The sequence below is a fragment of the Streptomyces sp. NPDC079167 genome (assembly GCF_040686735.1).
In the GTDB taxonomy this organism is placed as follows: domain Bacteria; phylum Actinomycetota; class Actinomycetes; order Streptomycetales; family Streptomycetaceae; genus Streptomyces.
In genome coordinates this window covers 64,531-86,796 of record NZ_JBFBLO010000004.1, presented here as the reverse complement: position 1 = coordinate 86,796, position 22,266 = coordinate 64,531, and the positions used below count along the sequence as shown (strand labels likewise).

General features: G+C 71.1%; 20 protein-coding genes, 1 tRNA gene and 1 pseudogene. 10 read left to right on the top strand and 12 right to left on the bottom strand.

What is annotated here, in order from left to right:
* Positions 1 to 59: 59 nt before the first annotated feature.
* Complete coding sequence (locus AB0P41_RS10300; RefSeq protein ID WP_356714638.1) at positions 60 to 1,394, bottom strand: M20/M25/M40 family metallo-hydrolase; 1,335 nt, start codon at positions 1,392 to 1,394, stop codon at positions 60 to 62.
* A gap of 184 nt (positions 1,395 to 1,578) precedes the next feature.
* Here AB0P41_RS10300 and AB0P41_RS10295 point away from each other — a divergent pair.
* Positions 1,579 to 1,666: transfer RNA gene (locus tag AB0P41_RS10295), tRNA-Leu, on the top strand.
* Between the two features lie 45 nt (positions 1,667 to 1,711).
* Here AB0P41_RS10295 and AB0P41_RS10290 read toward each other — a convergent pair.
* The 3 genes from AB0P41_RS10290 to AB0P41_RS10280 all read right to left on the bottom strand — a co-directional run bounded on the left by AB0P41_RS10290 (position 1,712) and on the right by AB0P41_RS10280 (position 6,498).
* A complete protein-coding gene (locus AB0P41_RS10290) occupies positions 1,712 to 4,264 on the bottom strand; it encodes an alpha-L-arabinofuranosidase C-terminal domain-containing protein (RefSeq protein WP_365931285.1) in 2,553 nt (850 codons plus the stop codon).
* Positions 4,265 to 4,379: 115 nt separating this feature from the next.
* A complete protein-coding gene (locus AB0P41_RS10285) occupies positions 4,380 to 5,417 on the bottom strand; it encodes a glycoside hydrolase family 43 protein (RefSeq protein ID WP_365931283.1) in 1,038 nt (345 codons plus the stop codon).
* Between the two features lie 28 nt (positions 5,418 to 5,445).
* The gene (locus tag AB0P41_RS10280; RefSeq protein WP_365931282.1) at positions 5,446 to 6,498 is read right to left on the bottom strand and encodes a rhamnogalacturonan acetylesterase; all 1,053 of its coding nucleotides are present in this window, start codon (positions 6,496 to 6,498) and stop codon (positions 5,446 to 5,448) included.
* Positions 6,499 to 6,800: 302 nt separating this feature from the next.
* Here AB0P41_RS10280 and AB0P41_RS10275 point away from each other — a divergent pair.
* Both AB0P41_RS10275 and AB0P41_RS10270 read left to right on the top strand, forming a co-directional pair.
* Positions 6,801 to 8,003: pseudogene (locus AB0P41_RS10275) on the top strand (glycoside hydrolase family 43 protein); the annotation flags it as partial.
* A 74-nt stretch (positions 8,004 to 8,077) separates the two neighbouring features.
* Positions 8,078 to 9,016, top strand: a complete 939-nt coding sequence (locus AB0P41_RS10270; RefSeq protein ID WP_365931280.1) for a pseudouridine synthase — start codon at positions 8,078 to 8,080, stop codon at positions 9,014 to 9,016.
* A 12-nt stretch (positions 9,017 to 9,028) separates the two neighbouring features.
* Here the strand turns inward: AB0P41_RS10270 and AB0P41_RS10265 are convergent, their stop codons facing one another.
* The 3 genes from AB0P41_RS10265 to AB0P41_RS10255 all read right to left on the bottom strand — a co-directional run bounded on the left by AB0P41_RS10265 (position 9,029) and on the right by AB0P41_RS10255 (position 11,520).
* Entirely contained in the window at positions 9,029 to 9,658 is a 630-nt protein-coding gene (locus tag AB0P41_RS10265; protein ID WP_365931278.1) for an MBL fold metallo-hydrolase, read from the bottom strand.
* Positions 9,658 to 10,743, bottom strand: coding sequence for an S-(hydroxymethyl)mycothiol dehydrogenase (locus tag AB0P41_RS10260; protein WP_365931277.1), 1,086 nt, complete (start codon positions 10,741 to 10,743; stop codon positions 9,658 to 9,660). The genes AB0P41_RS10265 and AB0P41_RS10260 overlap by 1 nt, the downstream gene beginning before the upstream one ends.
* Before the next feature lie 75 nt (positions 10,744 to 10,818).
* Positions 10,819 to 11,520 carry an FCD domain-containing protein gene (locus tag AB0P41_RS10255; protein WP_356714649.1) on the bottom strand — a complete coding sequence of 234 codons (702 nt, stop codon included), beginning with the start codon at positions 11,518 to 11,520 and terminating at the stop codon, positions 10,819 to 10,821.
* Positions 11,521 to 11,664: 144 nt separating this feature from the next.
* Here AB0P41_RS10255 and AB0P41_RS10250 point away from each other — a divergent pair, with 144 nt between their 5' ends.
* Together AB0P41_RS10250 and AB0P41_RS10245 are read left to right on the top strand one after the other, a co-directional pair.
* Positions 11,665 to 12,174 (top strand): gluconokinase, encoded by a 510-nt coding sequence (locus AB0P41_RS10250; RefSeq protein ID WP_356714650.1) that lies wholly within the window; start codon positions 11,665 to 11,667, stop codon positions 12,172 to 12,174.
* 11 nt (positions 12,175 to 12,185) lie between these two features.
* Positions 12,186 to 13,583, top strand: a complete 1,398-nt coding sequence (locus AB0P41_RS10245) for a gluconate:H+ symporter (RefSeq protein WP_356714651.1) — start codon at positions 12,186 to 12,188, stop codon at positions 13,581 to 13,583.
* Positions 13,584 to 13,589: 6 nt separating this feature from the next.
* Here AB0P41_RS10245 and AB0P41_RS10240 read toward each other — a convergent pair whose 3' ends face one another.
* The 4 genes from AB0P41_RS10240 to AB0P41_RS10225 form a co-directional block, all read right to left on the bottom strand.
* Positions 13,590 to 14,255, bottom strand: a complete 666-nt coding sequence (locus tag AB0P41_RS10240) for a cytochrome b/b6 domain-containing protein (protein ID WP_365931275.1) — start codon at positions 14,253 to 14,255, stop codon at positions 13,590 to 13,592.
* The gene (locus AB0P41_RS10235) at positions 14,197 to 14,925 is read right to left on the bottom strand and encodes a molybdopterin-dependent oxidoreductase (RefSeq protein WP_356714653.1); all 729 of its coding nucleotides are present in this window, start codon (positions 14,923 to 14,925) and stop codon (positions 14,197 to 14,199) included. Before AB0P41_RS10235 ends, AB0P41_RS10240 begins: the two co-directional genes overlap by 59 nt.
* Before the next feature lie 77 nt (positions 14,926 to 15,002).
* A complete protein-coding gene (locus AB0P41_RS10230) occupies positions 15,003 to 16,571 on the bottom strand; it encodes an APC family permease (protein WP_356714654.1) in 1,569 nt (522 codons plus the stop codon).
* A gap of 49 nt (positions 16,572 to 16,620) precedes the next feature.
* On the bottom strand, positions 16,621 to 17,583 hold the full coding sequence (locus AB0P41_RS10225) for a hypothetical protein (RefSeq protein WP_365931273.1): 963 nt from the start codon (positions 17,581 to 17,583) through the stop codon (positions 16,621 to 16,623).
* Positions 17,584 to 17,824: 241 nt separating this feature from the next.
* Between AB0P41_RS10225 and AB0P41_RS10220 the strand changes: the two genes are divergently transcribed.
* Entirely contained in the window at positions 17,825 to 18,250 is a 426-nt protein-coding gene (locus AB0P41_RS10220; RefSeq protein ID WP_365931271.1) for an ASCH domain-containing protein, read from the top strand.
* Positions 18,251 to 18,287: 37 nt separating this feature from the next.
* Here AB0P41_RS10220 and AB0P41_RS10215 read toward each other — a convergent pair whose 3' ends face one another.
* Positions 18,288 to 19,943, bottom strand: coding sequence for an FAD-binding dehydrogenase (locus AB0P41_RS10215; protein WP_356714657.1), 1,656 nt, complete (start codon positions 19,941 to 19,943; stop codon positions 18,288 to 18,290).
* A 154-nt stretch (positions 19,944 to 20,097) separates the two neighbouring features.
* On the opposite strand from AB0P41_RS10215, the gene AB0P41_RS10210 reads away from it, so the two are divergent.
* The 4 genes from AB0P41_RS10210 to AB0P41_RS10195 are packed head-to-tail and all read left to right on the top strand — an operon-like array spanning position 20,098 to position 22,235.
* Positions 20,098 to 21,015, top strand: a complete 918-nt coding sequence (locus AB0P41_RS10210; RefSeq protein WP_365931575.1) for a DMT family transporter — start codon at positions 20,098 to 20,100, stop codon at positions 21,013 to 21,015.
* The gene (locus tag AB0P41_RS10205) at positions 21,002 to 21,532 is read left to right on the top strand and encodes an NUDIX domain-containing protein (RefSeq protein WP_356714659.1); all 531 of its coding nucleotides are present in this window, start codon (positions 21,002 to 21,004) and stop codon (positions 21,530 to 21,532) included. Before AB0P41_RS10210 ends, AB0P41_RS10205 begins: the two co-directional genes overlap by 14 nt.
* Positions 21,529 to 21,924 carry a DUF202 domain-containing protein gene (locus AB0P41_RS10200; RefSeq protein ID WP_356714660.1) on the top strand — a complete coding sequence of 132 codons (396 nt, stop codon included), beginning with the start codon at positions 21,529 to 21,531 and terminating at the stop codon, positions 21,922 to 21,924. Before AB0P41_RS10205 ends, AB0P41_RS10200 begins: the two co-directional genes overlap by 4 nt.
* Positions 21,921 to 22,235: a DUF202 domain-containing protein gene (locus AB0P41_RS10195; RefSeq protein ID WP_365931269.1), complete on the top strand. Its 315-nt coding sequence runs from the start codon at positions 21,921 to 21,923 to the stop codon at positions 22,233 to 22,235. The genes AB0P41_RS10200 and AB0P41_RS10195 overlap by 4 nt, the downstream gene beginning before the upstream one ends.
* Positions 22,236 to 22,266: the final 31 nt, after the last annotated feature.

The window sequence follows — 22,266 nt, the reverse complement described above, 5'->3', positions numbered from 1 at the left end:
CCCTTTCACCCTTTCCGGTGAGGTGCGTACAGGCAGGCGAATTCAGTCGTCCGGCGGGTTCAGGAGTGGTCGATGAAGCGGTCGAGCACCCGCGCGCCGAACTTCAGGCCGTCCACGGGCACCCGCTCGTCCACCCCGTGGAACATGCCGGCGAAGTCCAGCTCCGGCGGCAGCTTCAACGGGGCGAAGCCGAAGCAGCGGATGCCGAGGTCGTCGAAGGACTTCGCGTCGGTGCCGCCGGACAGCATGTAGGGCACGGCACGGGCGATCGGGTCCTCGGCCTTGAGGGCGAGCTGGATCGCGTCCACCAGGGACCCGTCGAAGCTCGTCTCCAGCGCCTTGTCGCCGTGCACGTCCTCGCGCCTGACCCGGGGCCCGAGGATCCGGTCGAGGTCGGCCAGGAACTCCTCCTCGTAACCGGGCAGGAAGCGGCCGTCCACATGGGCGGTGGCCTGTCCGGGGATCACGTTCACCTTGTAGCCGGCGCCGAGCATGGTGGGGGCCGCCGAGTTCCGCAGGGTGGCGCCGACCATCTTGGCGATCCCGCCGAGCTTGGCCAGCGTCGCCTCCATGTCCTCCGGGTCGAGCGGGGTGCCCAGCGCGTCGGACAGCTCGTCGAGGAAGGACCGTACGGTCTTGGTCACCCGGACCGGCCACTTGTGCCGGCCCAAGCGGCCCACGGCCTCGCAGAGCTCGGTGATGGCGTTGTCGTCGTTGGTCATGGAGCCGTGGCCGGCGGTGCCGTCCACGGTGAGCCGCATCCAGTGCATGCCCTTCTGCGCCGTCTCCACCAGATAGAGGCGCAGGTTCTCGTTGACGGTGAAGGAGAAGCCGCCGACCTCACCGATCGCCTCGGTGACGCCGTCGAAGAGGTCCCGGTGGTTGTCGACGAGATGGCGCGCCCCGTACGTGCCGCCCGCCTCCTCGTCGGCCAGGAAGGCCAGCACGATGTCGCGCGGGGGCTTGCGCCCGCTGCGCATGCGGTCGCGCACGACCGCGAGGGTCATCGCGTCCATGTCCTTCATGTCGACCGCACCGCGTCCCCACACGCAGCCGTCCGCGATCTCACCGGAGAACGGGTCGTGCGTCCAGTCCGCCGCGTTGGCCGGCACGACGTCGGTGTGCCCGTGGATCAGCAGTGCCGGCCTGGACGGGTCCTCGCCCTCGATCCGGGCCACGGTGGAGGCACGGCCCTTGTGGGACTCGAAGATCTTCGGCTCCAGCCCGACCTCGGCGAGCTTCTCGGCGACGTACTCGGCGGCCAGCCGTTCTCCGGGGCCCGAATGGTCGCCGTAATTGCTGGTGTCGATCCGGATCAGGTCACGACAGAGGTCCACGACCTCGTTCTCGGCCCTCTCGCCGATGCCGGCCCGGGCCGTGTTGGTCTCGCTCACGCTGCTTCCTTCCACTGTCGCGGTGGTGCTCCCCCTCATCCTCGCGCGCCTGCCCCGCCTGCCCAAGACCACCCCGCCCCCGTCATGCGCCTTTCACAGGACAGGGGCGTGATCGAGCACCCTCGAATGTTTGCTATGGTTTTCCACGTCGGAACGGGCCGGGAGCCCGCGAGACAGACACCTTGTCCGGGTGGCGGAATGGCAGACGCGCTAGCTTGAGGTGCTAGTGCCCTTTATCGGGCGTGGGGGTTCAAGTCCCCCCTCGGACACCAGCGGAAAACCCCCAGGTCATCCTGGGGGTTTTCGCTTTTCCCGCCCTACTCCCTGATACGCAGGAAGGTCACGGAATGCGCCGGGAAGGTGTGGGTGAGTACACGTCCGTCGACCCGCAGGGCCGATTTCCGTGGAGCCACCTGCCGGTCGTCGGCGGTGTTCACCGCGTCCGGGGCGGCCTGGAGCGTGGTGAGCCGGGCGGTCCGTGAGGCCGGCTCCGCCCCCAGGTCGATCCGGGTCCTTGCATCCGCCGCCTGGGCGTTGACCACCTTGACCACGAGCTCGCCGGTGGCGTCGTCGCGGGTGACCACCTGCCGGAAGGGCTCGGCGGGCTTGTCGTCGGTGAAGGTGCCCCACTGCTCGCCGTCGAGGAAGAGGGTGACCTGCCGGCCGCGGACCTGGATGCGGATGTCGTACGCACGCCCCGTCTCGATCGTGGTGCTGTCCTCGGTCATCGTCTGTCTGGCGCCGTCCACCGCCTTCTCCACGGCGGATCGGGTGTTGCCCCAGCCGCCGAGGTTCCACCAGTAGGTGTTGCCGGTGTCCTTGACCCCGAAGGCGACGAGGAAGCCCTCCTTGCCGGACTTTTTGGTGGCCCTGACCTTCATGTCGTAGTTCTGCCAACCGGTGTCCCCCGCCGTGACCAGGGTGTCCTCGGCGCTCTCGTCGGACTGGACGTACGCCCCGTCCTCGACGGCCCAGGAGCCGCGTCCGGCGGACTTCGTCCACTGGGTGTCGCCGTCGGAGAAGTCGTCACCCATCAGCCGGGTGCCGTCCTCCGCGGTGACCTCGACGTCGTCGTACGCGGCGCTGGTGGCCCAGGTCGACAGGCCGACGGCGCCGGTGATCGGTTCCGTGGTGGCGGGTGTCGAGGAGGCGGTGCTCGGCACGACGCGGTCACCGACGTTGTTCATGAAGAGCTTCTGCACCTCGTAGTTGGCCGACCCCCACGACTTCTCGTTGTCGAACCAGATCATGTCGGGCCGCCACTGCGCGTCGTCCGTGTCGGCGAGCAGCGGAGCGTAGGAGGCGAGCTCCACGACGTCGGCGTTGCGTTCCAGGCCCGTCATGTAGGCCGCCTCGGCGAGGGCGTTGGAGAAGCGGTTGTCGAGGGAGGCGTACTCGCCGAGGAACACCTTCGGCCCCTGGCGGTCGTAGGTGTCGTAACGCGCGTTGTTCTCGAGGAACCACTGCGGGCTGTTGTAGTAGTGCTCGTCGACCATGGCGACGTCCGCGTCCCGGTTGAGCTGCCATGCCCGGTCGAAGGTTGCGCCGCTGTCGTCGGGGCCGGAGTTGCTGATCACGGTGATGTCGGGGTACCTGGCCTCGATCGCCTCACGGAACTGGGTGAAGCGGGCGAAGAACTCGTCGGGCAGGTTCTCCTCGTTGCCGACCTCGAGGTGGGTGAGGCCGAACGGCGCGGGGTGGCCCATCGCGGCACGCTTGGCGCCCCAGGTGGAGCGCGCCGGGCCGTTGGCGAACTCGATCAGGTCGAGGGTGTCCTGGATGTGCCGTTCCAGCAGTTCGGGGTCGTCGGTCGCCTTGTTCTGGCCACAGCCGGTGACGAGGGCGGGCACGACGGGCAGAGCCATCGCCCCGATGTCCTCGGCGAACTGGAAGTACTCGTAGTACCCCAGGCCGTAGGTCTGGTTGTAGCCCCAGAAGTTGGCGTTGACGGGGCGCTGCTCGACCGGGCCGATGGTCTCCTTCCACTGGTAGGAGCGCTTGCGCTCCCAGCCGGGCGCCTCGTAGGCCTGGTGGCTCCCGGTGTTGACGAGGCAGCCTCCGGGGAAGCGCAGGAAGCCGGGGTCCAGCGCGGCGGTCTTCTCCGCGAGGTCCTTGCGCAGGCCGTTCGCCCGGCCCTTGTAGGTGTCGCGGGGGAAGAGCGAGATCATGTCGAGCCGTACGGTGCCGCTGCCGCCCGCCGTGACGGTGAGCCTGCCGTCCGCCGCGGAGGTGCGGGCGGTGAGGGTCCCGGTGTATTTCGTCCAGCGGTCACCGCGCGCCGTGATGCGCAGGGGCGAGGCGAGGGCGGTGCCGTCCGCCGTGGTCGCCCCGATCGTCAGGGAGGTGCCCTTCGGACGGTCGGTGCGGGCCCACAGGGAGAAGTCGTAACGCTCCCCCTCGCGCAGGGTCAGGCCCTGGTTGTAGCCGGAGTTGGTGACTCCGAAGCCTGCTCCGCGGCCTCCCGCGCCGTCCAGGTCGAGACGGAGATAGCGCCGGTTGCGTTCGTCGAGCCGCCCGCCGTCGTCCGCGGTCGTGGCGGTTCCCGTGCCGCCGGCGACCGAGGTCTCGCTCCACGCGGTCATGGGTGAGTACGCGGCGTTGTCGGCCCGGTCGTACTCGAAGGACCGGTTCTGGACGAGTTCGGCGTAGAGACCGCCGTCCGCCGCGTGGTTGATGTCCTCGTAGAAGACGCCGTACATCGACTCGCTGATGGCGGGGCCGGTGCGGTCGGGGTGGACGGTCAGGGAGTAGTCGGTCGCCACCGCCCGGGACGGACCGTCGTCGGCGCGGGCCGGTGCTGCCACCAGCGTGCCGAGCAGGAGGGCGATGACCGGGACGGTGAGTCTCGGCCACAGGTGCGGGTGCGGCATGGACGCTCCAGGGATCATGTTCGAGATATCGGACATTGACCAGAACTTCGAACGCAAGATAGGCAGAGCGCAGCAGTGGGTCAACGCCTCCGCCCGAACTGGCCGGTACGCACCCTCACGACCGCACGGGGACCCCGAAGTCCGGGGTGCCGTCCGCACGCCAGCCGAAGCGCTGGACACGGGTGTGCCGGTTGGGGTCGTGCAGCGGGTCTCCGGTGATCTCCCTGTACGGCCGGGCGTGGTAGACGAGCACGTCCGTGCGGCCGTCCTCGGCGACGGTGAAGGAGTTGTGGCCGGGCCCGTACTGGCCCGTCTCCTCGTTGCTCGCGAAGACAGGCTCCGGGGACTTGACCCAGGACGCCGGGTCCATCAGGTCACTGCGGGCGTCCGCGGTGAGCAGTCCCATGCAGTAGTTCGCGTCCGTCGCGCTCGCGGAGTACGTCATGAAGACGCGGCCGTTGCGCTTGATGACCGCGGCCCCTTCGTTGACCTTGAAGCCGACGCACTCCCAGTCGTACTCGGGGGTGCTGAGCCGGATCTGAGGCCCATTCAGCGTCCACGGGTCGGCCATCCGTGAGAGGAAGAGCCCGGTGTTGTTGTCCAGTCCGGGCTCGTGCTGGGCCCAGGCGAGGTAGCGGTCGCCGCGGTGGGTGAAGGTGTGGGCGTCGAGGGAGAAGGTGTCCCAGGCGGTGGTGAGCTGACCCTTCTCGGTCCATGTGCCGCGGGACGGGTCGGGGTTCGCGTTCTCCAGCACCCAGATCCGTATCTTCCACACGTCGTCGGCCGGGGCCGCGGCGAAGTAGACGTACCACTTGCCGTCGATGCGGTGGAGCTCCGGCGCCCAGATGTGGGCGGCCATGTCCCCGGTGGTGTGCTTCGTCCAGATCACCGACTCCTCGGCGGTGCTGAGACCACGCAGCGTCCGGGAGGAGCGCAGGATGATCCGGTCGTACTCGGGGGCGCTGGCCGTGAAGTGGTAACGGCCGTCGGTGTGCCGCGTGATGTGCGGGTCGGCGCGCTGCTCGACCAGCGGATTGCGGTACGGGGCGCGCGCTTCGGCGGCGTGTGCGACGCCGGGCGCGGCAGTGAGGGCCCCCGCTGCGAGGGCTCCCCGCAGCACGGCCCTGCGGCTGGGTACTTCGGCTCGGCTCATGACTGTCACCTCTCGTGTGGGGACCGGTTCACCGGATCGTGTGCGGCGGGAGCAGCTTCTGCGCCCGCAGTTCGCCGAGGACGAGCTCGGCGTACTCGGTGGCTCCGCGCACCGAGGTATGGGTGTTGTCGCGCTTCTCGTCGTAGAGGTAGAGGGCCTTGGATCCCTCGGGGCCGAGTTCCTCGACCCGCGCCTTGGTGAGGGCGGTGAGGTCGACGAGCGGGGTGCCCTGCTCGGCGGCGAGGGCCCGCACCTCGGCGGGCAGGTCGACGCCCAGACCGTTGACGAGCAGGGCGGTGCCGTTGTCGAGGGTGCCGTCGGTGTTGAACCAGCGGCGGACGACCGGAGTGACGAGCACGGGCCGGCCTCCCTCGGCGCGCACGTCCTCGACCATGGCGGCGAGGTTGGCCCGGTAGGTCTCGCGGTCGGTCTGTTTGTCGTTGTGGGCGAGCTGGATGAGGACCAGGTCGCCGTGGTGGATACGGGCCCGGAGGGCGGGGAAGAGCGCCGGGTTGTCCCGGAAGGACTGCGAACCCTCGCCGGAGTCAGCGTAGTTGGCGACGGTCATCCGCTCGGTGAGGTACTGCGGGAGCTGCTGCCCCCAGCCCGTGTAGGGCGCTTCGTCCTGGTCGCAGACGGTGGAGTCGCCCGCGAGCAGGAGCTGCGGCGTCCGGACGCGTTCGACGTGGAGCGAGGCGAGCTGCGGCGCCGCGCCGCCGAAGATGAGGTCGAGCCCCGGGCTGCCCGTGGCGCCGGTGGGCTCGCCCTCGGGGTCGCGCACGTCCACGGTGAAGGTGCGGCGGACGGTCTCACCGGGGGCGTTCGGGGTCTCGGCGAGCACGGATCTGCGGGACTCCGCCGTGACCGCCGTGGAGCCGGCCTCCGCACCGCCCCCGAGGACGGCCCGGACGCGGTAGGTGCCGGGGGCGACGTCGAAGTGGCAGACGACGGGGGCGGTACCGGTGCAGTGGTCACGACCGGCCGCGCCGCGGTCCTCGGCTCCGGCGGGAGCGGCTGCCAGGGTGGTCAGGGCCGCGGCGGCCGTGCAGGCGGCCAGCAGTACGGATCCGGATCGGCGCATGGCGGTCTCCTGGGTTGAATGGATTCAGCGGGGCCAGACCATACGCGGTCCCACAAGCGCTTTCTACGGTGCGAACAGCTTTCCCCGCACCCCTTGACGGGGGCCGTCGACGGCCCTAGCGTCGGTCCGATTTCACGAACGCTAACCGGTATTTCGAACGAGCCGTCGGGAGAGTCATGCGTCCGCACCTCACCGGAAGAGCCTTCGGCCCCCTCCTGCCCGTCCTGTCCCTCGTCGTCGGCCTGCTCGCGCTCCCCGCCGGAGCGGCTCAGGCAGGGCCCGCCCCGACGGGCGACCGGGCCGCCACCGCGCGGGCCGCCGCCTCGCTCACGGTCCACGGGCTCGGCGACGTGCGCGGCAATCTGACGCTGCCCGTCGCCGGCGCGCACGGCACCACCGTCAGCTGGCGGTCCCACAAGCCCCGCGTCATCGACGCGACGGGGATCGTGCACCGTCCGGCACCCGGCGCGGGGCCGGAGCGGGTGAAGCTCACCGCGGTCGTCACACGCGGGAGGGCCGCCGCGCGCCGCACATTCACCGCCTCCGTGCCCGAACTACCCCGGAAGCAGGCGTACACCGGCTACGCCATGAGCTACTTCACCGGTGAGGGCACCGCCGACGGCGAGCAGATACGCATGGCGCTCAGCCGGGGCGACGACGCCCTGCACTGGCAGGAGCTCAACGGCGGCGAACCGGTGCTCACCTCGGATCTCGGCACCGAGGGGCTCCGCGACCCGTTCATCATCCGCTCCCCGGAGGGCGACACGTTCTACCAGATCGCCACCGACCTCCGGATGTACGGGGGCACCGGCGGCAGCTGGGACCAGGTGCAGCGCAGCGGCAGCAGGTCGATCATGGTCTGGGAGTCCGAGGACCTGGTGAACTGGACGGACCGACGGCTGGTCGAGGTGGCGCCGGAGACCGCGGGCAACACCTGGGCACCCGAGGCCTATTACGACGAGGAGCTCGGCTCGTACGTCGTCTTCTGGGCCTCGAAGATCTACGCGGCGGACGACCCGGAACACACCGGCAGCACCTACAACAGGATGATGTACGCGACGACGCGGGACTTCCGCACCTTCAGCGAGCCCGCCGTATGGCACGACCCCGGGTACTCGGTGATCGACTCGACGGTGGTCCGCCACGACGGCGGCTACTACCGCTTCACCAAGGACGAGCGGAACCCGTCGTCGGACACCCCCTGCTCCAAGTTCATCACCGTGGAGAAGTCCCGGGAGCTGACCTCCGGCGCCTACGATTTCGTCGCTGACTGCGTCGGCAAGGGTGCGGTCGAGCGCGGCGAGGGCCCTGCCGTCTTCAAGTCCAACACCGAGGAGAAGTGGTACCTCCTCATCGACGAATTCGGCGGCCGGGGCTACGTCCCGTTCGAGAGCACCGATCTCGATTCGGGGCGCTGGTCGGTGTCCACCGGCTACGCCCTTCCGGCGGGTGCCCGGCACGGCACTGTGCTGCCGGTCACGCAGGAGGAGTACGAGCGTCTGCTGGGGGCCTACGCGGTGGGATGATGGAGGGCCCTGCCCGTCCTTTCCGGGCCCCTCCGGCGACAAGGACCGACGCGATGAGAGGACGGGCGAAGCCTCCCGCCGCCCCGCTCCCCCAGCGCGCGGGCGTCGACCCGGTGCGGGTACGGCTCCCGGTGGACCCTGAGGGGCTCTGGGCGACCGTCGGGGCCCACCTGCGGGACCGGTTCGCCGGGGCGGTCGGCGCCGGGCGGGTGGACACCATGCTGGCGGAGGGCAGGTTCGTCGGGGCGGACGGCGGTGCGGTGCGGGCGGACGAGCCGTACACGGCCGGGCGCCACCTATGGTTCCACCGGGATTTCGCACCGGAGGAGCCGGTGCCGTTCCCGGTCGGGGTGGTGCACCGGGACGAACACCTCGTGATCGCGGACAAGCCGCACTTCCTCGCCACGACGCCGCGCGGCCGGCATGTCACCGAGACCCTGACCGCCCGGCTGCGCAGGGAACTGGGCCTGCCGGAGCTGCAGCCCGCGCACCGGCTGGACCGGCTGACGGCGGGTCTGGTGGTCTGTGTCGTGAGGGCCGGGGACCGGGGCGCGTACCAGACGCTGTTCCGGGACCGGCTGGTGCGCAAGGAGTACGAGGCGGTGGCTCCGTACGATCCGGAGCTCGCGCTCCCGCGCACCGTGCGGAGCCGGATCGTGAAGGAGCGCGGGGTCATCGCCGCGCGCGAGGAGCCGGGGCCCGCGAACAGCGAGAGCAGGATCGAACTCGTCGCGCACCGGGGCGCCTTCGGCCGCTACCGGCTGGTGCCGGCGACCGGCCGCACCCATCAGCTGCGGGTCCATATGAACGCGCTGCGGCTGCCGTTGGTGAATGATCCTGTCTATCCGGTGGTGGAGCCCGAGCCGGAGCACGCGGACTACACGCGTCCACTGCAACTGCTCGCGAAAGTCTTGGCGTTCACCGACCCGGTCACGGGTGAGCCGCACCGCTTCGAGAGCGGGCTGCGGCTCTCCGCGTGGCCGGACCGGTGAGCCCCGCCACGCTCAGTGGCCGCGGTTGATCCAGTCCTCCAGCTGCGGGGACTCCGCGCCGATGGTGGTGGAGTCCCCGTGTCCGGTGCGGACCGCGGTCTCCGCCGGGAGGGCGAACAGCCGGTCCCTGATCGAGTCGATGATCGTCGGGAAGTGCGAGAAGGACCGTCCGGTGGCGCCGGGTCCGCTCTGGAAGAGGGTGTCGCCGGTGAAGACGGTGCCCAGCTCCGGGGCGTACAGGCAGACCGCTCCCGGGGCGTGGCCCGGGGTGTGCAGGACCTTCAGGTGGGTCCCGGCGATCTCCAGCTCCTGGCCGTCGGTCAGTTCGGCGTCGGGGCTCCGGTCCGGGTGAGTCTGCCGCCACAGCTCGAGGTCGTCGGGGTGCAGCAGGATCGGCGCGCCGGTCGCGTCGGCGAGGGCGGGGGCCGCGTCGATGTGGTCGTTGTGCGCGTGGGTGCAGATGATCGCGCGCAGCGTACGGCCGCCGAGTGCCGCCTCGATCGCCGCGGCGTCGTGCGCCGCGTCGATGACGACGGCCTCGGTGTCGTCGCCGACGATCCAGACGTTGTTGTCGACGTCCCACTCGCCGCCGTCGAGGGCGAAGGTGCCGGAGGTGACCAGGTGGTCGATGCGGGCGGTCATCAGAACACCACCACCGAGCGCAGGACGTCTCCGTCGTGCATCCGGGCGAAGGCCTGCTCGATCTCGCCGAGCTGGATGGTCTCGGTGACGAAGGCGCCCAGGTCCAGGCGGCCCTGCTGGTGCAGGTCGATCAGCATGGGGAAGTCGCGCGAGGGCAGGCAGTCGCCGTACCAGGAGGACTTGAGCGAACCGCCGCGGCCGAACACGTCGAGGAGCGGGAGTTCGAGCTGCATCTCCGGCGTGGGCACGCCCACGAGGACGAGGGTGCCGGCGAGGTCGCGGGCGTAGAAGGCCTGCTTGTACGTCTCCGGGCGGCCGACCGCCTCGATCACGACGTCGGCGCCGTTGCCGCCGGTCAGTGCGCGGATGGCCTCGACGGGGTCGTCGGAGCGGGAGTTGACGGTGTGGGTGGCGCCCATCTTCTTGGCCGTCTCCAGCTTGCGGTCGTCGATGTCGACCGCGATGATCTTCGCCGCTCCCGCGAGACGGGCACCGGCGATCGCTGCGTCGCCGACGCCGCCGCAGCCGATGACGGCGACGGAGTCGCCTCGGCCGACCTGGCCGGTGTTGATGGCGGCGCCGATGCCCGCCATGACTCCGCAGCCGAGCAGTCCGGCGACGGCCGGGGAGACCTCGGGGTCGACCTTGGTGCACTGGCCTGCGGCGACGAGGGTCTTCTCCGCGAACGCGCCGATGCCGAGCGCGGGCGAGAGCTCGGTGCCGTCCAGGAGGGTCATCTTCTGCTTGGCGTTGTGGGTGTCGAAGCAGTACCAGGGGCGGCCGCGCAGACAGGCGCGGCACTGTCCGCAGACCGCACGCCAGTTGAGGACGACGAAGTCGCCCGGCTCGACGTCGGTGACGCCGTCACCGACGGACTCCACGACGCCCGCGGCCTCGTGGCCGAGCAGGAAGGGGAAGTCGTCGTTGATGCCGCCCTGCTTGTAGTGCAGGTCGGTGTGGCAGACGCCGCACGCCTGGATCTTGACCACGGCCTCGCCGGGGCCGGGGTCCGGCACCAGGATCGTCTCGACGCGCACCGGCTCGTTCTTCCCCGGTGCGACGACCCCTCGTACCTGCTGCGCCATGCCGTGGTCTCCCATCCCGACTGCCCCGTCATTCCGAAGATCGAACCCGCCCACCGTACCCGGGCGGGAGGCCGCTCACGGTGCCAGTACGTCCAGTTCGTGGAGTGCGCCGACCGCGATCTCCTTGGTCAGCCGTTCGGCGCCCTCGGCGTCACCCTCGCGTACGGCTTCGGCGAGCCGGACGTGGAGCGTAACGGCGGCGGGGTCCGGGTCCTCGAACATGACCTGGTGGTGGGTCCGGCCTGCCAGGACCTCGGCGACGACGTCGCCGAGCCGCGCGAACATCTCGTTGCCGGAGGCGTTGAGGATGATGCGGTGGAAGGCGGTGTCGTGCCGGAGGTAGCCCTCCAGCTGCTGACCGCGCGAGGTCGCGACCATGCCGAGGGCGCACTCCGTGAGCGCGGCGCACTGCTCGGCGGTGGCGTTACGGGCCGCCAGGCCCGCGGCGACGGGTTCGACGGCGGACCGCAGCACGGTGAGGGAGCGCAGCTGCCGGGGCCGGTCGGATCCGGCGAGCCGCCAGCGGATGACCTGGGGGTCGTAGACGTTCCACTCCTCGGTGGGCCGCACGGTCACCCCGACCCGGCGCCGGGACTCGACCAGGTGCATGGATTCCAGGACGCGGACCACTTCGCGGACGACCGTGCGTGACACGTCGAAGCGCCGGGCCAGCTCGTCGGTGCGCAGGACCTGGCCGGGCGGACAGTCCCCCGCCGCGATCTCCAGGCCCAGGGTGTCCAGCACATGCGTATGGAGCCCCTGGGCAGGTGTGGTCATGCCCACAACCCTACGGGGCGGCTTGGGGGAACAAAAAGTACGACGTTTATGTCACAGCCACTTGAATAAGTCGTATGTAATGGGTTTCAGTAGCGCGACGGACCGATGTCGCGGACCGATGTCGAAGAAGACAGCGAGGCACCAATGAGCACCCCCCACGTCGTTGTGGTGATGGGCGTAGCAGGGACCGGCAAGACCACGATCGGCCCCCTGCTCGCGGACGCACTGGGCGTTCCCTACGCCGAGGGCGACGACTTCCACCCGCCGGCCAACATCGCCAAGATGTCCGCCGGCACGCCCCTGGACGACGACGACCGCTGGCCGTGGCTGGACGCGATCGGGCAGTGGGCGCACAGCCGGGCGGAGCTCGGTGGCGTCGTCAGCAGCTCCGCGCTCAAGCGCTCCTACCGCGACCGGCTGCGGGCCGAGGCTCCCGGTGCGGTCTTCCTGCATCTGACCGGCGACCGGTCCCTCATCGAACACCGCATGGCGGACCGCAAGGGCCACTTCATGCCGACCGCGCTGCTCGACTCCCAGTTCGCCACCCTGCAGCCACTGCAGGAGGACGAGGCGGGCGTCGCCGTCGACGTGTCCGGCACCCCCGAGGAAATCACCGACCGGGCCGTCGCCGCGCTGCGCCGGCTCGCGAACTAAGGATCACCACCGTGACCAGTCTCAGCGTCGAGATGCTGGCAGCGGATGCCGTCGAACCGATCACTTCGGCCGGTAACGCACAGCTGGGCATTGCCGTACTGGCGGGCATCGCCGTCATCGTCCTGCTCATCACCAAGTTCAAGATGCACGCGTTCCTCGCGTTGACCATCGGCTCACTGGCGCTCGGCTCCTTCGCCGGGGCCAACCCCGCTAAGACCATCGCCAGCTTCACCGCGGGTCTCGGTTCGACCGTCGCGGGTGTCGGTGTCCTCATCGCCCTGGGCGCCATCCTGGGCAAGCTGCTCGCCGATTCGGGCGGCGCCGACCAGATCGTCGACACGATCCTCGCGAAGGCGAGCGGACGTGCGATGCCGTGGGCGATGGTGCTGATCGCCTCGATCATCGGGCTTCCGCTCTTCTTCGAGGTCGGAATCGTGCTGATGATTCCGGTGGTGCTCCTGGTCGCCAAGCGCGGCAACTACTCGCTGATGCGGATCGGTATCCCCGCGCTCGCCGGCCTCTCCGTGATGCACGGGCTGATCCCCCCGCACCCCGGCCCGCTGGTCGCGATCGACGCGCTGGGCGCCAACCTGGGCGTCACGCTGGCCCTCGGTGTGCTGGTGGCCATCCCCACCGTGATCATCGCGGGTCCGGTCTTCTCCCGCTACGCCGCCCGCTGGGTGGACATCGAGGCGCCGGAGAAGATGATCCCGCAGCGCCCGTCCGAGGACCTGGACCGTCGGCCCAGCTTCGGTGCGACGCTGGCGACGATCCTGCTGCCCGTCGTGCTGATGCTGATCAAGGCGCTCGTCGACATCGTGGTGGACGACCCGGAGAACCACGTCCAGCGGGTCACCGACGTCATCGGCTCGCCGCTGATCGCGCTGCTCGCCGCCGTGATCGTCGGCATGTTCACCCTGGGCCGTGCGGCCGGGTTCACCAAGGGCCGTCTGTCCAGCACGGTCGAGAAGTCGCTCGCCCCGATCGCCGGCATCCTGCTGATCGTGGGCGCCGGCGGTGGGTTCAAGCAGACCCTCATCGACGCCGGTGTGGGTCAGATGATCCTGGAGTTCTCCGAGAACTGGTCGATCCCCGCCCTGCTCCTCGGCTGGCTGATCGCCGTCGCGATCCGGCTGGCGACGGGCTCGGCGACCGTGGCCACGATCTCCGCGGCCGGTCTGGTCGCCCCCCTCGCAGCCGACCTGTCGACCTCGCACGTCGCGCTGCTCGTCCTCGCGGTCGGCGCGGGTTCGCTCTTCTTCAGCCACGTCAACGACGCGGGGTTCTGGCTGGTGAAGGAGTACTTCGGCATGGACGTGCCGCAGACGATCAAGACCTGGTCGGTGATGGAGACGATCATCTCCGTCGTCTCGCTGGGCTTCATCCTGCTGCTGTCGCTCGTGTTGTAGCCGGCCTCACTTCTCCGGTTCCCGCCACAGCGGGTGCTCGGAACGGGCCCAGAGGCGCTCGACCGACCCGGTGCGCATGCCACGGCGTGCCTCCGGGTCGGCGAGCGCCTTCGCCATGTGCCCGGCGAGGACGATGCCGGTCGCCAGGGCCAGCCAGTCGTGGACGAAGGTCGCGCCCGTACGCCACACCAGCGGGGCGAGGCCGGTGAACCACATCAGCAGCCCGGTGCCCAGCATCACGAGCACGGCGCCCGCGATCCACCCGGCGTAGAGCTTCTGGCCCGCGTTGAACTTCCCGGCCGGACGTGAGCCGGGGGTGCGGTCGCGGCGCAGGGCGGCCCGCAGCCACTGCCGGTCGTGCGGCCCGAACCGGTTGAGCCGGGAGAGGTCGGCGCGCAGCGCCCGGGAGACGAGCCCGGCCAGCAGCGGTACGGGCACGAGCAGCCCGGACCATTCGTGCACGGTGACCACGAGGTGACGGCGGCCGACGAGTTCGGCGAGCTGGGGGACGTACAGACAGGCGGCCGTGGCGACGCAGAGCAGGGTCAGCCAGGCCGTGGTGCGGTGCACCCAGCGCTCGGCGGGGGTGAAACGCCGGATCCTCGGGGCGGGTTCAGACGGTGGGCGCGTCGTCGCGGCCGTTGGACCGGCCGACCCAGGCGTCGACGTCATAGCCGAGCTCCTCCCAGTATCCGGGGCGTACGGAGTCGGTGACGGTGATCCCGGAAAGCCATTTCGCCGACTTGTAGAAGTACATCGGGGCCACGTAGAGCCGGACCGGTCCGCCGTGGGAGTGGGCCAGCGGCTTGTCCTGCATGCGCGTGGCGACCAGGACGTCCGGGCGGCGGGCCTGTCCGAGCGTGAGGCTCTCGCTGTAGGCGCCGTCGAAGCAGGTGAAGCGGATCGCCTTCGCCCCGGGCCGGACCCCTGCCGCGTCCAGCAGTGCCGAGAGCCTGACGCCCTCGAACGGGGTCTCGGGCACCCGCCAGCCGGTGACGCACTGGACGTCGCGGACCATGCGGGTCTGCGGCAGCTCCTTCAGGGTGTCCAGCGTGTACGTCGCCGGGCGGTCGACCATGCCGTCCACGGTGAGGCGGTAGTCGGCGGCGGTCTTCTCGGGCACGGAGGTGGCGACCGAGTAGTAGCGGAAGCCGCCGCCGTTGGGCAGCAGGCCGGTGAGGCCGGTGGGGTCCTTGTCGGCGACGGCGCCCAGCCCGTTCTCCAGCGTGCGCTGGAGGACCGGTGCGGCGACCACGCCGGCGGCGCCGAGGCCGAGCATCGTCAGGACCAGACGGCGGCCGACGGGCGTGCCGCCGTCGTCGCCGGGAGGGGGACTGTTCACCCGCCCATTCGAACACCCGCGGCCGCCTGTCACCAGGGGCCGCGGGTGTGCGTCACTCTTCCGTAAGGAGCGCGGGATCAGCGTGGGTCCGTACCCACCTCCGCCGCCTTCTCCAGCTGGAACGCCTCGTTGCCGAGACCGATCCTGGCGTGCACCTCGGGCCTGGTGCGACGCAGCACCGCGCCGTAGACCAGACCTCCGGCGAGGGCCAGGAGGATGACGCCGGGCAGCAGCCAGTTCAGCACCGAGCCGGGGCCGGAGCCGACCAGGACGTCGAAGTCCCGGACGGTGAAGACGGCGATGGCGAGCAGGGCGAGGCCCGCGAGTCCGGAGGCGACGAGCCGGGGCGCCTGGGCCCGGCCGGCGCCGCGCCGTACGAAGAACGCGATGACGGCGAAGGAGGCCGCGGCCATCAGCACGATGACGCCGAGGGCTCCGACGTTGCCCATCCAGGTGAACAGGTGCAGGACGGGCGCGGTGGGGTCGCCGGCCGGGTTGTCGTCGGTGAGGGCGAAGGCGAGCACGATCACGACGGAGAGCGCGGACTGGAGCATGGAGCCGGTGGCGGGCGCTCCGCTCGCCTTGTTGGTGCGGCCGAAGCCGGCCGGCAGCAGCCCCTCACGGCCCATGGCGAAGGCGTAGCGGGCCACCACGTTGTGGAAGCTGAGCAGCGCGGCGAACATGCCGGTGACGAACAGGACGTGCAGGACGTCGGTGAAGGTGGCGCCGAGCCGCTCCTCGGTGAGGCCGAAGAGCATCCCCGGGCCCTGCTCGAGGGACATGGCCCCGATGGACGAAGGGCCGGCGGCGACGGTCAGGGCCCAGGAGCTGACGGCGAGGAACAGGGCGGCGTAGCCGACGGCCAGGAACATCACGCGGGAGACGACGATCTGCGGGCGGCTGGTCTCCTCGGCGTACACCGGGGCCTGTTCGAAGCCGACGAACGCGGCGATGCAGAAGCAGAGCGCGGTGCCCAGGCCGGCGCCGGTGAGCGTCTCGGGGTCGAACGCGTGCAGGGACAGTCCCTCGGGGCCCGGCTCGGCGACTGCGGCGATGTCGAAGATCACCACGAGGGCGCACTCGATGACGAGCAGCACCCCGAGCACCTTGGCGTTCAGGTCGATCTTCAGCCAGCCCAGTACGCCGACGACGGCCACGGCCACCAGGGCGGGGATCCACCACCGGAGGTCGATGTCGAGGTACGTGGCGAAGAGGCCCGAGACCTCGAAGCCGAGGATTCCGTAGATGCCGACCTGCATGGCGCTGTAGGCGACCAGCGCGACGAGCGAGGCGCCGGCGCCGGCCGTGGGGCCGAGGCCCCGGGCGATGTACGCGTAGAAGGCGCCGGCGTTGTGGACGTGCCGGCTCATCTCCGCGTAGCCGACGCCGAACAGCATCAGGACGATGCCGAGGATGACGTAGAGCAAGGGCTGTCCGACGATGCCCATCACCCCGAAGACGGTGGGCATCACCCCGGCGACCACCATCAGGGGGGCGCTGGCGGCGAGGACGGACAGGAGGAGCCCGGGGGTGCCGAGCCGGTCGGCGCGCAGCGCGCGTTCCTCACCCTTGTAGGTGTTGATCCCGCCGGTGCCGGCGGTCCCGGTCGTGCCGGTCTCGCTCGTATCTGTTCTGCCCGTCGACATGGCGGGGGTGGTCCCTTCCTCGATAGCGGACGTGCGTGGCGGACGTGCCTCAGGGGGCACCGAGCGCGAGGGTGCGCGCGGCGACGAATGCGGGGTACGGGTCGCGGCCCCCGTACGACCAGGGAGCCTCGGTCGCGTGGAGGCCGATGCGGTGGAAGATCGCGGCGGCCTCGGCGGGGCGGCCCTCGCAGAGCTTGGCGTGGGCGAGGAAGTTGAGGTCGGCGGTGTGGCGGGGGTGGTCCTCGCGCTCCCATTCGAGCCACCAGTCGAAGGCGGCCTTCATCACCTGTCTGGCCCGGCGACCCGACCAGTGGCCCGAGGCCGCCGGGTCGCCGGCCACGGCGCCGGCCGCGGCCAGGACGCGGTAGCGCTCGGCATGGGCGACGACGGGGAGTACGGCGAGCGGCGAGTCGGCCGGGGCCTGTTCGGCGGCCCAGGCGGCGAAGTCGTACACCTCGTGGAGCGGGTCGCTCTCCGGGTGCGCCTCGGCGAGGCCCGCGGTCATGAGGTGGTGGGCGTGGTGGTGTTCGGGATGCCGGGCGCGGATCTCCTCGAAGTGCCGGGCGGCCGCACCGTGGGTGCCGTGGGTGCGCTCCAGCGTCATCAGGGCGAGCCAGGGGGTGGGGTCGGCCGGGTCCAGGGCGGCCGCGGCCAGGCACGCCTCGCGCGCCCGGGTCCCCTCACCGGCGCCGGCCTTGGGCCGCTGGGCACGGGCGACGGTGGCGCAGGCGAGGAGAGTCGTGGCGTCGCGGCTGTCCGGCTCGGCGAGCAGCCAGTCGCGCGCCCATCCGGCGGCGGACGGGACGGCGGCGAGGGCGAGGATCCGGTGGCCGCGGAGGTCCCAGTCGGTGCCGGTCGCGACGAGCAGCGAGCGGGCCCGGGTCCAGCGGCCCTGGGTGAACTGTCCTCGTACGTCGATGAGTGCACTGTCGTCGAGCGCGAGGTCGAAGGCGTGGTCCGGGCGTCCGCCCTTGCGGCGGGAGCGGCCCAGGGGCGGCGGAGGCGGAGACATCCGCAGATTTCCTTTTCCACTTCGACATGACGCGAGCACATATCGATGCTGTGTGCGAGCAAACGATCGCGGACAGCAAAGCGGTAGGCAATGCTCCTCGTCAAGGCCGACCCCGCTCCAACTGCTTGCATTACACAGGCAGTTGACCGCGCCATGAGGGTGGACTGGACCATTCGCGCAGTTCGCGAGCACGTGCGGAGGTGACGGGTGGGACGGGGGTGACGCGTGCCACACTGCCGCCATGGAGAACCGTGAACCGCTCAAGCCCTTCCTTCTCGCATTCCCCGGGCCGCTGCGCGATCGACTGGTCGCGGCCGTGCTCTCGGGCGAGAAGGTCTCCACCTCCGGGCTGCTCGCGGAGTACGAGGCGGAGCGGGAGGAGCTGCCACCGGTGGGCGAGCGGTCCGCGCTCATCGACTCCGCGGGGCGGGAGGTCGCCGTGGTCGAGCTGACGGAGGTGGAGGTGCTGCCGCTGGGGTCGGTCGGGCTGCGGCACGCGCTGGACGAGGGAGAGGGCTACACCTCGGTCGCCGGATGGCGGGCGGGGCACGAGGCGTTCTGGCACAGCGAGGAGATGCGGGAGGCGCTCGGGGACCCAAGGTTCACCGTGGACGACGACACGATGATCGTGGCGGAGCGCTTCCGGGTGGTGGAACTGCTGGAGTGACCGGCCGCCCCCGCCTCAGCCGGTCGCCCCCACCGCCTCAGCCGGTCGCCGCCGCCGCCGCGCGGCCCGCCGTCCGGCCCGAGAAGACGCAGCCGCCGAGGAAGGTGCCCTCCAGGGAGCGGTAGCCGTGCACCCCACCGCCGCCGAAGCCCGCCGCCTCCCCCGCCGCGTACACCCCGGGCAGCGGGGCGCCGCCCTCGGTCAGGACACGGGAGGACAGGTCCGTCTCCAGCCCTCCGAGGGACTTGCGGGTCAGGATGTTCAGCCGTACGGCGATCAGCGGGCCCGCGGCCGGGTCGAGGATGCGGTGCGGCTTCGCCGTGCGGATCAGCTTGTCGCCCAGGTAGGAGCGTGCGCCGTTGATCGCCGTGATCTGGAGGTCCTTGGTGAAGGGGTTGGCGATCTCACGGTCCCGGGCGGTGATCTCGCGGCGCAGGGCGTCCTCGTCGATGAGGGCTTCGCCGGTGAGCGCGTTCATCCCGCGTACGAGCGCGCCGAGGTCCTTCTCGACGACGAAGTCCACGCCCCTGTCCATGAACGCCTGCACGGGCCCGGGAACGTCGGCGCGCGCCCTGCCGATCACGTCGCGCACGGACTTCCCGGTCAGGTCCGGGTTCTGCTCGGAGCCGGAGAGCGCGAACTCCTTGCCGATGATCTTCCGGTCGAGGACGAACCAGGTGTAGCCGTGGCCGGACCGCATGATGTGTTCGAGGGTGCCCAGCGTGTCGAAGCCCGGGAAGAGCGGCACCGGCAGCCGCTTGCCGCGGGCGTCCAGCCAGAGGGAGGACGGGCCGGGCAGGATCCGGATGCCGTGCTTGTCCCAGATCGGGTTCCAGTTCTCGATGCCCTCGGTGTAGTGCCACATCCGGTCGCGGTTGATGTGGTGGGCGCCCGCCTTCTCGGTGATGCCGAGCATCAGTCCGTCGACGTGGGCGGGGACGCCGGAGAGCATCTTCTCCGGCGGGGTGCCGAGACGCTCGGGCCACTGGGAGCGCACCAGGTCGTGGTTGCCCCCGATGCCGCCGGAGGTGACGATCACGGCCTGGGCCCTGAGCTCGAAGGCACCCGTGACCTCGCGGCTGCTCGCGGTGCCCCGCTCGGCCGCGCTCTCCTCCAGGATCTCGCCGGTGACCGTGTCGACGGCTCCGGCCGAGCGCCCGAGGCCGGTCACCCGGTGGCGGAAGCACAGCTGGACGAGGCCCTTCGCGACGCCCTCGCGGACGCGCCGCTCGAAGGGGGCGACGACGCCGGGCCCGGTGCCCCAGGTGATGTGGAACCGGGGGACGGAGTTGCCGTGGCCGTTCGCGTCGTAGCCGCCGCGTTCGGCCCAGCCGACGACGGGGAAGAACCGCACCCCCTGGGCGTGCAGCCAGGACCGCTTCTCCCCGGCCGCGAAGTCGACGTACGCCTCGGCCCACTTCCGTGGCCAGTGGTCCTCGTCCCGGTCGAAGCCGGCCGTGCCGTACCAGTCCTGAAGGGCCAGGTCGTGGCTGTCCTTGATCCGCATCCGGCGCTGCTCGGGCGAGTCGACGAGGAAGAGCCCCCCGAAGGACCAGTGCGCCTGGCCGCCGACGGACTGCTCGGGCTCCTGGTCGAGCAGGATCACCGTGCGGCCCGCGTCGACCAGCTCGGCGGTGGCCGCCAGCCCTGCGAGTCCTGCCCCGATCACGATCACATCAGCGTCGTACGCCATGGGTTCCATCCTTCGGGGCGGTGCGGGGCAGCGGCGGGCGGGGCAGGCGAAGTTACTTGTGGGTCAGATCTTCGGTACCGGCCGCTCCCACGTCAACCGTCCGGTCGGCGGCGCCCTCACCGATCCGGTACGTCCACCGGGCTATCGTCGGACCGTGTCGGTGCTGGTACTCCTGCTGTCCGTGGGCGCCGCCTGCTGCCTGGGCTTCGGATATGTCCTCCAGCAGGACGCGGCCCGCCGTGCGCCCCTGAGCGATTTCCTCTCCCCCCGCCTGCTGTTCGACCTGATGCGGGTGCCGAGCTGGCTGGCCGGGCTCGGTCTGATGGTCTGCGGGATGGTCCTCGGGGCGCTGGCGCTCGGCCAGGGCGAGGTGTCGGTCGTGGAGCCGCTGCTGGCGACCAATCTGCTCTTCGCGATGGCCCTGTCGCGCCATCGCACGGGCCAGTCGCTGGGCCGCCAGGGCTGGGGAGGCCTCTGCCTGCTCGCGGGCGGCGTCACCGCGTTCCTGCTGGCCGGTGAGCCTCGCGGCGGTGAGGCGGTGACGGCTCCCCTGCGGCTCTGGCTGGTGATCGGGGGTGTGGCGGGACTCGCGGTGGTCCTGACCGCCTGTGCCCGGCATCCGCGGACCCGTGGGACCCCTGTCCTGCTGGGCCTGGCGGCGGGACTGCTCTACGGGCTTCAGGACGCGCTGACCAGGCTCAGCGGGGAGCGCCTGGCCGACGACGGGTGGACGGCACTGCTGACGGGCTGGCAGCCGTACACGGTGCTCGTGCTGGGGGTGACCGGGCTGCTCCTGGTCCAGAGCGCCTTCGAGGCGGGGCCGCTGCGGATGTCCCTCCCGGCGCTGACCGCCGCGCAGCCGCTGGCGGGAATCGTCTGCGGGATCGGGTTCCTCGGCGACCATGTCCGTACCGACACCGGCGCGCTGGCCTGGCAGGCCGTGGGGATGGCGGCGATCGTGGCCGGGATCGTGCTCCTGGGGCTGCACCCGGCGATGCCGGAGGGCAAGGACCGGCACGGATCCACGGCCGCCGACCGGTTGATGTTGGATGGACCCCATGAATCCGGCTGACGAGATCCTGGACATTGTCGACGAGAACGACGAGGTGGTCGGACAGGCGCCACGCGGCGAGGCCACCGCGCGCGGCCTGCGCCACCGCTGCGTCTTCATCGAGGCCCGGGACCCGGCGGGACGGCTGTTCGTGCACCGCAGGACGGCCACGAAGCTGGTCTTCCCCTCGCACTACGACATGTTCGTCGGCGGGGTCGTGGGCGCGGGCGAGTCGTACGAGGAGGCGGCGCTGCGGGAGGCCGGGGAGGAGTTGGGGGTGCCGGGTCTCCCCCGCCCCGCACCGCTCTTCAAGTACCTCTACGAGAGCCCTCGGCACAGCTGGTGGTCGTACGTGTACGAGGTGCGCTGCGAGCTGCCCGTGCGCCCGCAGGCGGAGGAGGTCGACTGGCACACCTTCCTGACCGACGCGGAGCTGGAGGCGCGTCTCGGCGAGTGGACGTGGGTGCCGGACGGGCTGGAGACGTACCACCGGCTGCGGGCCCACCGGGCGAGCGGTGCGGCGGGGGGCGCCGCGTGAGCGACTTCGTGCGCGGACTGCGGCTGTGGTTCGCCCCTGAGCGGATCCGCGCCGAGGGTGACACCCCGGACTACCGCTTCTCCCTGGCCAACGAGCGCACCTTCCTCGCCTGGATCCGGACGGCTCTCGCACTCATCGGCGGCGGTTTCGCCGTGGACCAGTTCCTCCCGGAACTGGCGTGGGGTGTCCGCGCCGGTCTGGCCCTGGGCCTGCTGGCGGCGGGGGTGCTCTGCGCGCTGCGCGCCGTCAACCACTGGGTGCGGTGCGAGCGTGCGATGCGGCGCGGGGAGGATCTTCCGGTGTCGCGCTTCCCCACGCTGCTCAGCCTCGTGGTCGCCGTGGTGGCGGTCGCGATGGTGGTGGTGGTCCTGTTCGGCTGGGAGGGCCGGTGACGTCGGCGGAGCGCGATCCCGGCCTCCAGCCCGAGCGGACGCGGCTCGCCTGGCGCCGCACCACCCTGTCGTGCACGGTGGTGGCCCTCCTCGCGTTCCGGCAGGCGCTGCACCACGGGGCGACCGCCGCCGGGGTGATCGCGTCGGCGCTGAGCCTGCTGGCCCTGCTGGGGTTCCTCGTGGTGGCGCACCGGCGGGTGACGGGCATGGGGGCCGCCGGGCCGCCCGCCGCGCTCCCGCCGCGCCATGCGCTGACGGCGGCCGCGTGCACGGTGGCGCTCGCGGTGTTCGCCGCGGTGTCGCTGTTCTGACCGGCCGTCCCTTCCCGGTACTGGTGTTCCC

Bases quoted from the DNA above. Each gene is read 5' to 3' on its own strand.
- AB0P41_RS10290 (WP_365931285.1), bottom strand. From the start codon at position 4,264: ATGCCGCACCCGCACCTGTGGCCGAGACTCACCGTCCCGGTCATCGCC.
- AB0P41_RS10240 (WP_365931275.1), bottom strand. From the start codon at position 14,255: ATGACGTCGACGCCTGGGTCGGCCGGTCCAACGGCCGCGACGACGCGC.
- AB0P41_RS10280 (WP_365931282.1), bottom strand. From the start codon at position 6,498: ATGCGCCGATCCGGATCCGTACTGCTGGCCGCCTGCACGGCCGCCGCG.
- AB0P41_RS10230 (WP_356714654.1), bottom strand. From the start codon at position 16,571: ATGTCGACGGGCAGAACAGATACGAGCGAGACCGGCACGACCGGGACC.
- AB0P41_RS10250 (WP_356714650.1), top strand. From the start codon at position 11,665: ATGAGCACCCCCCACGTCGTTGTGGTGATGGGCGTAGCAGGGACCGGC.
- AB0P41_RS10265 (WP_365931278.1), bottom strand. From the start codon at position 9,658: ATGACCGCCCGCATCGACCACCTGGTCACCTCCGGCACCTTCGCCCTC.
- AB0P41_RS10215 (WP_356714657.1), bottom strand. From the start codon at position 19,943: ATGGCGTACGACGCTGATGTGATCGTGATCGGGGCAGGACTCGCAGGG.
- AB0P41_RS10205 (WP_356714659.1), top strand. From the start codon at position 21,002: ATGAATCCGGCTGACGAGATCCTGGACATTGTCGACGAGAACGACGAG.
- AB0P41_RS10220 (WP_365931271.1), top strand. From the start codon at position 17,825: ATGGAGAACCGTGAACCGCTCAAGCCCTTCCTTCTCGCATTCCCCGGG.
- AB0P41_RS10255 (WP_356714649.1), bottom strand. From the start codon at position 11,520: ATGACCACACCTGCCCAGGGGCTCCATACGCATGTGCTGGACACCCTG.
- AB0P41_RS10260 (WP_365931277.1), bottom strand. From the start codon at position 10,743: ATGGCGCAGCAGGTACGAGGGGTCGTCGCACCGGGGAAGAACGAGCCG.
- AB0P41_RS10225 (WP_365931273.1), bottom strand. From the start codon at position 17,583: ATGTCTCCGCCTCCGCCGCCCCTGGGCCGCTCCCGCCGCAAGGGCGGA.
- AB0P41_RS10270 (WP_365931280.1), top strand. From the start codon at position 8,078: ATGAGAGGACGGGCGAAGCCTCCCGCCGCCCCGCTCCCCCAGCGCGCG.
- AB0P41_RS10285 (WP_365931283.1), bottom strand. From the start codon at position 5,417: ATGAGCCGAGCCGAAGTACCCAGCCGCAGGGCCGTGCTGCGGGGAGCC.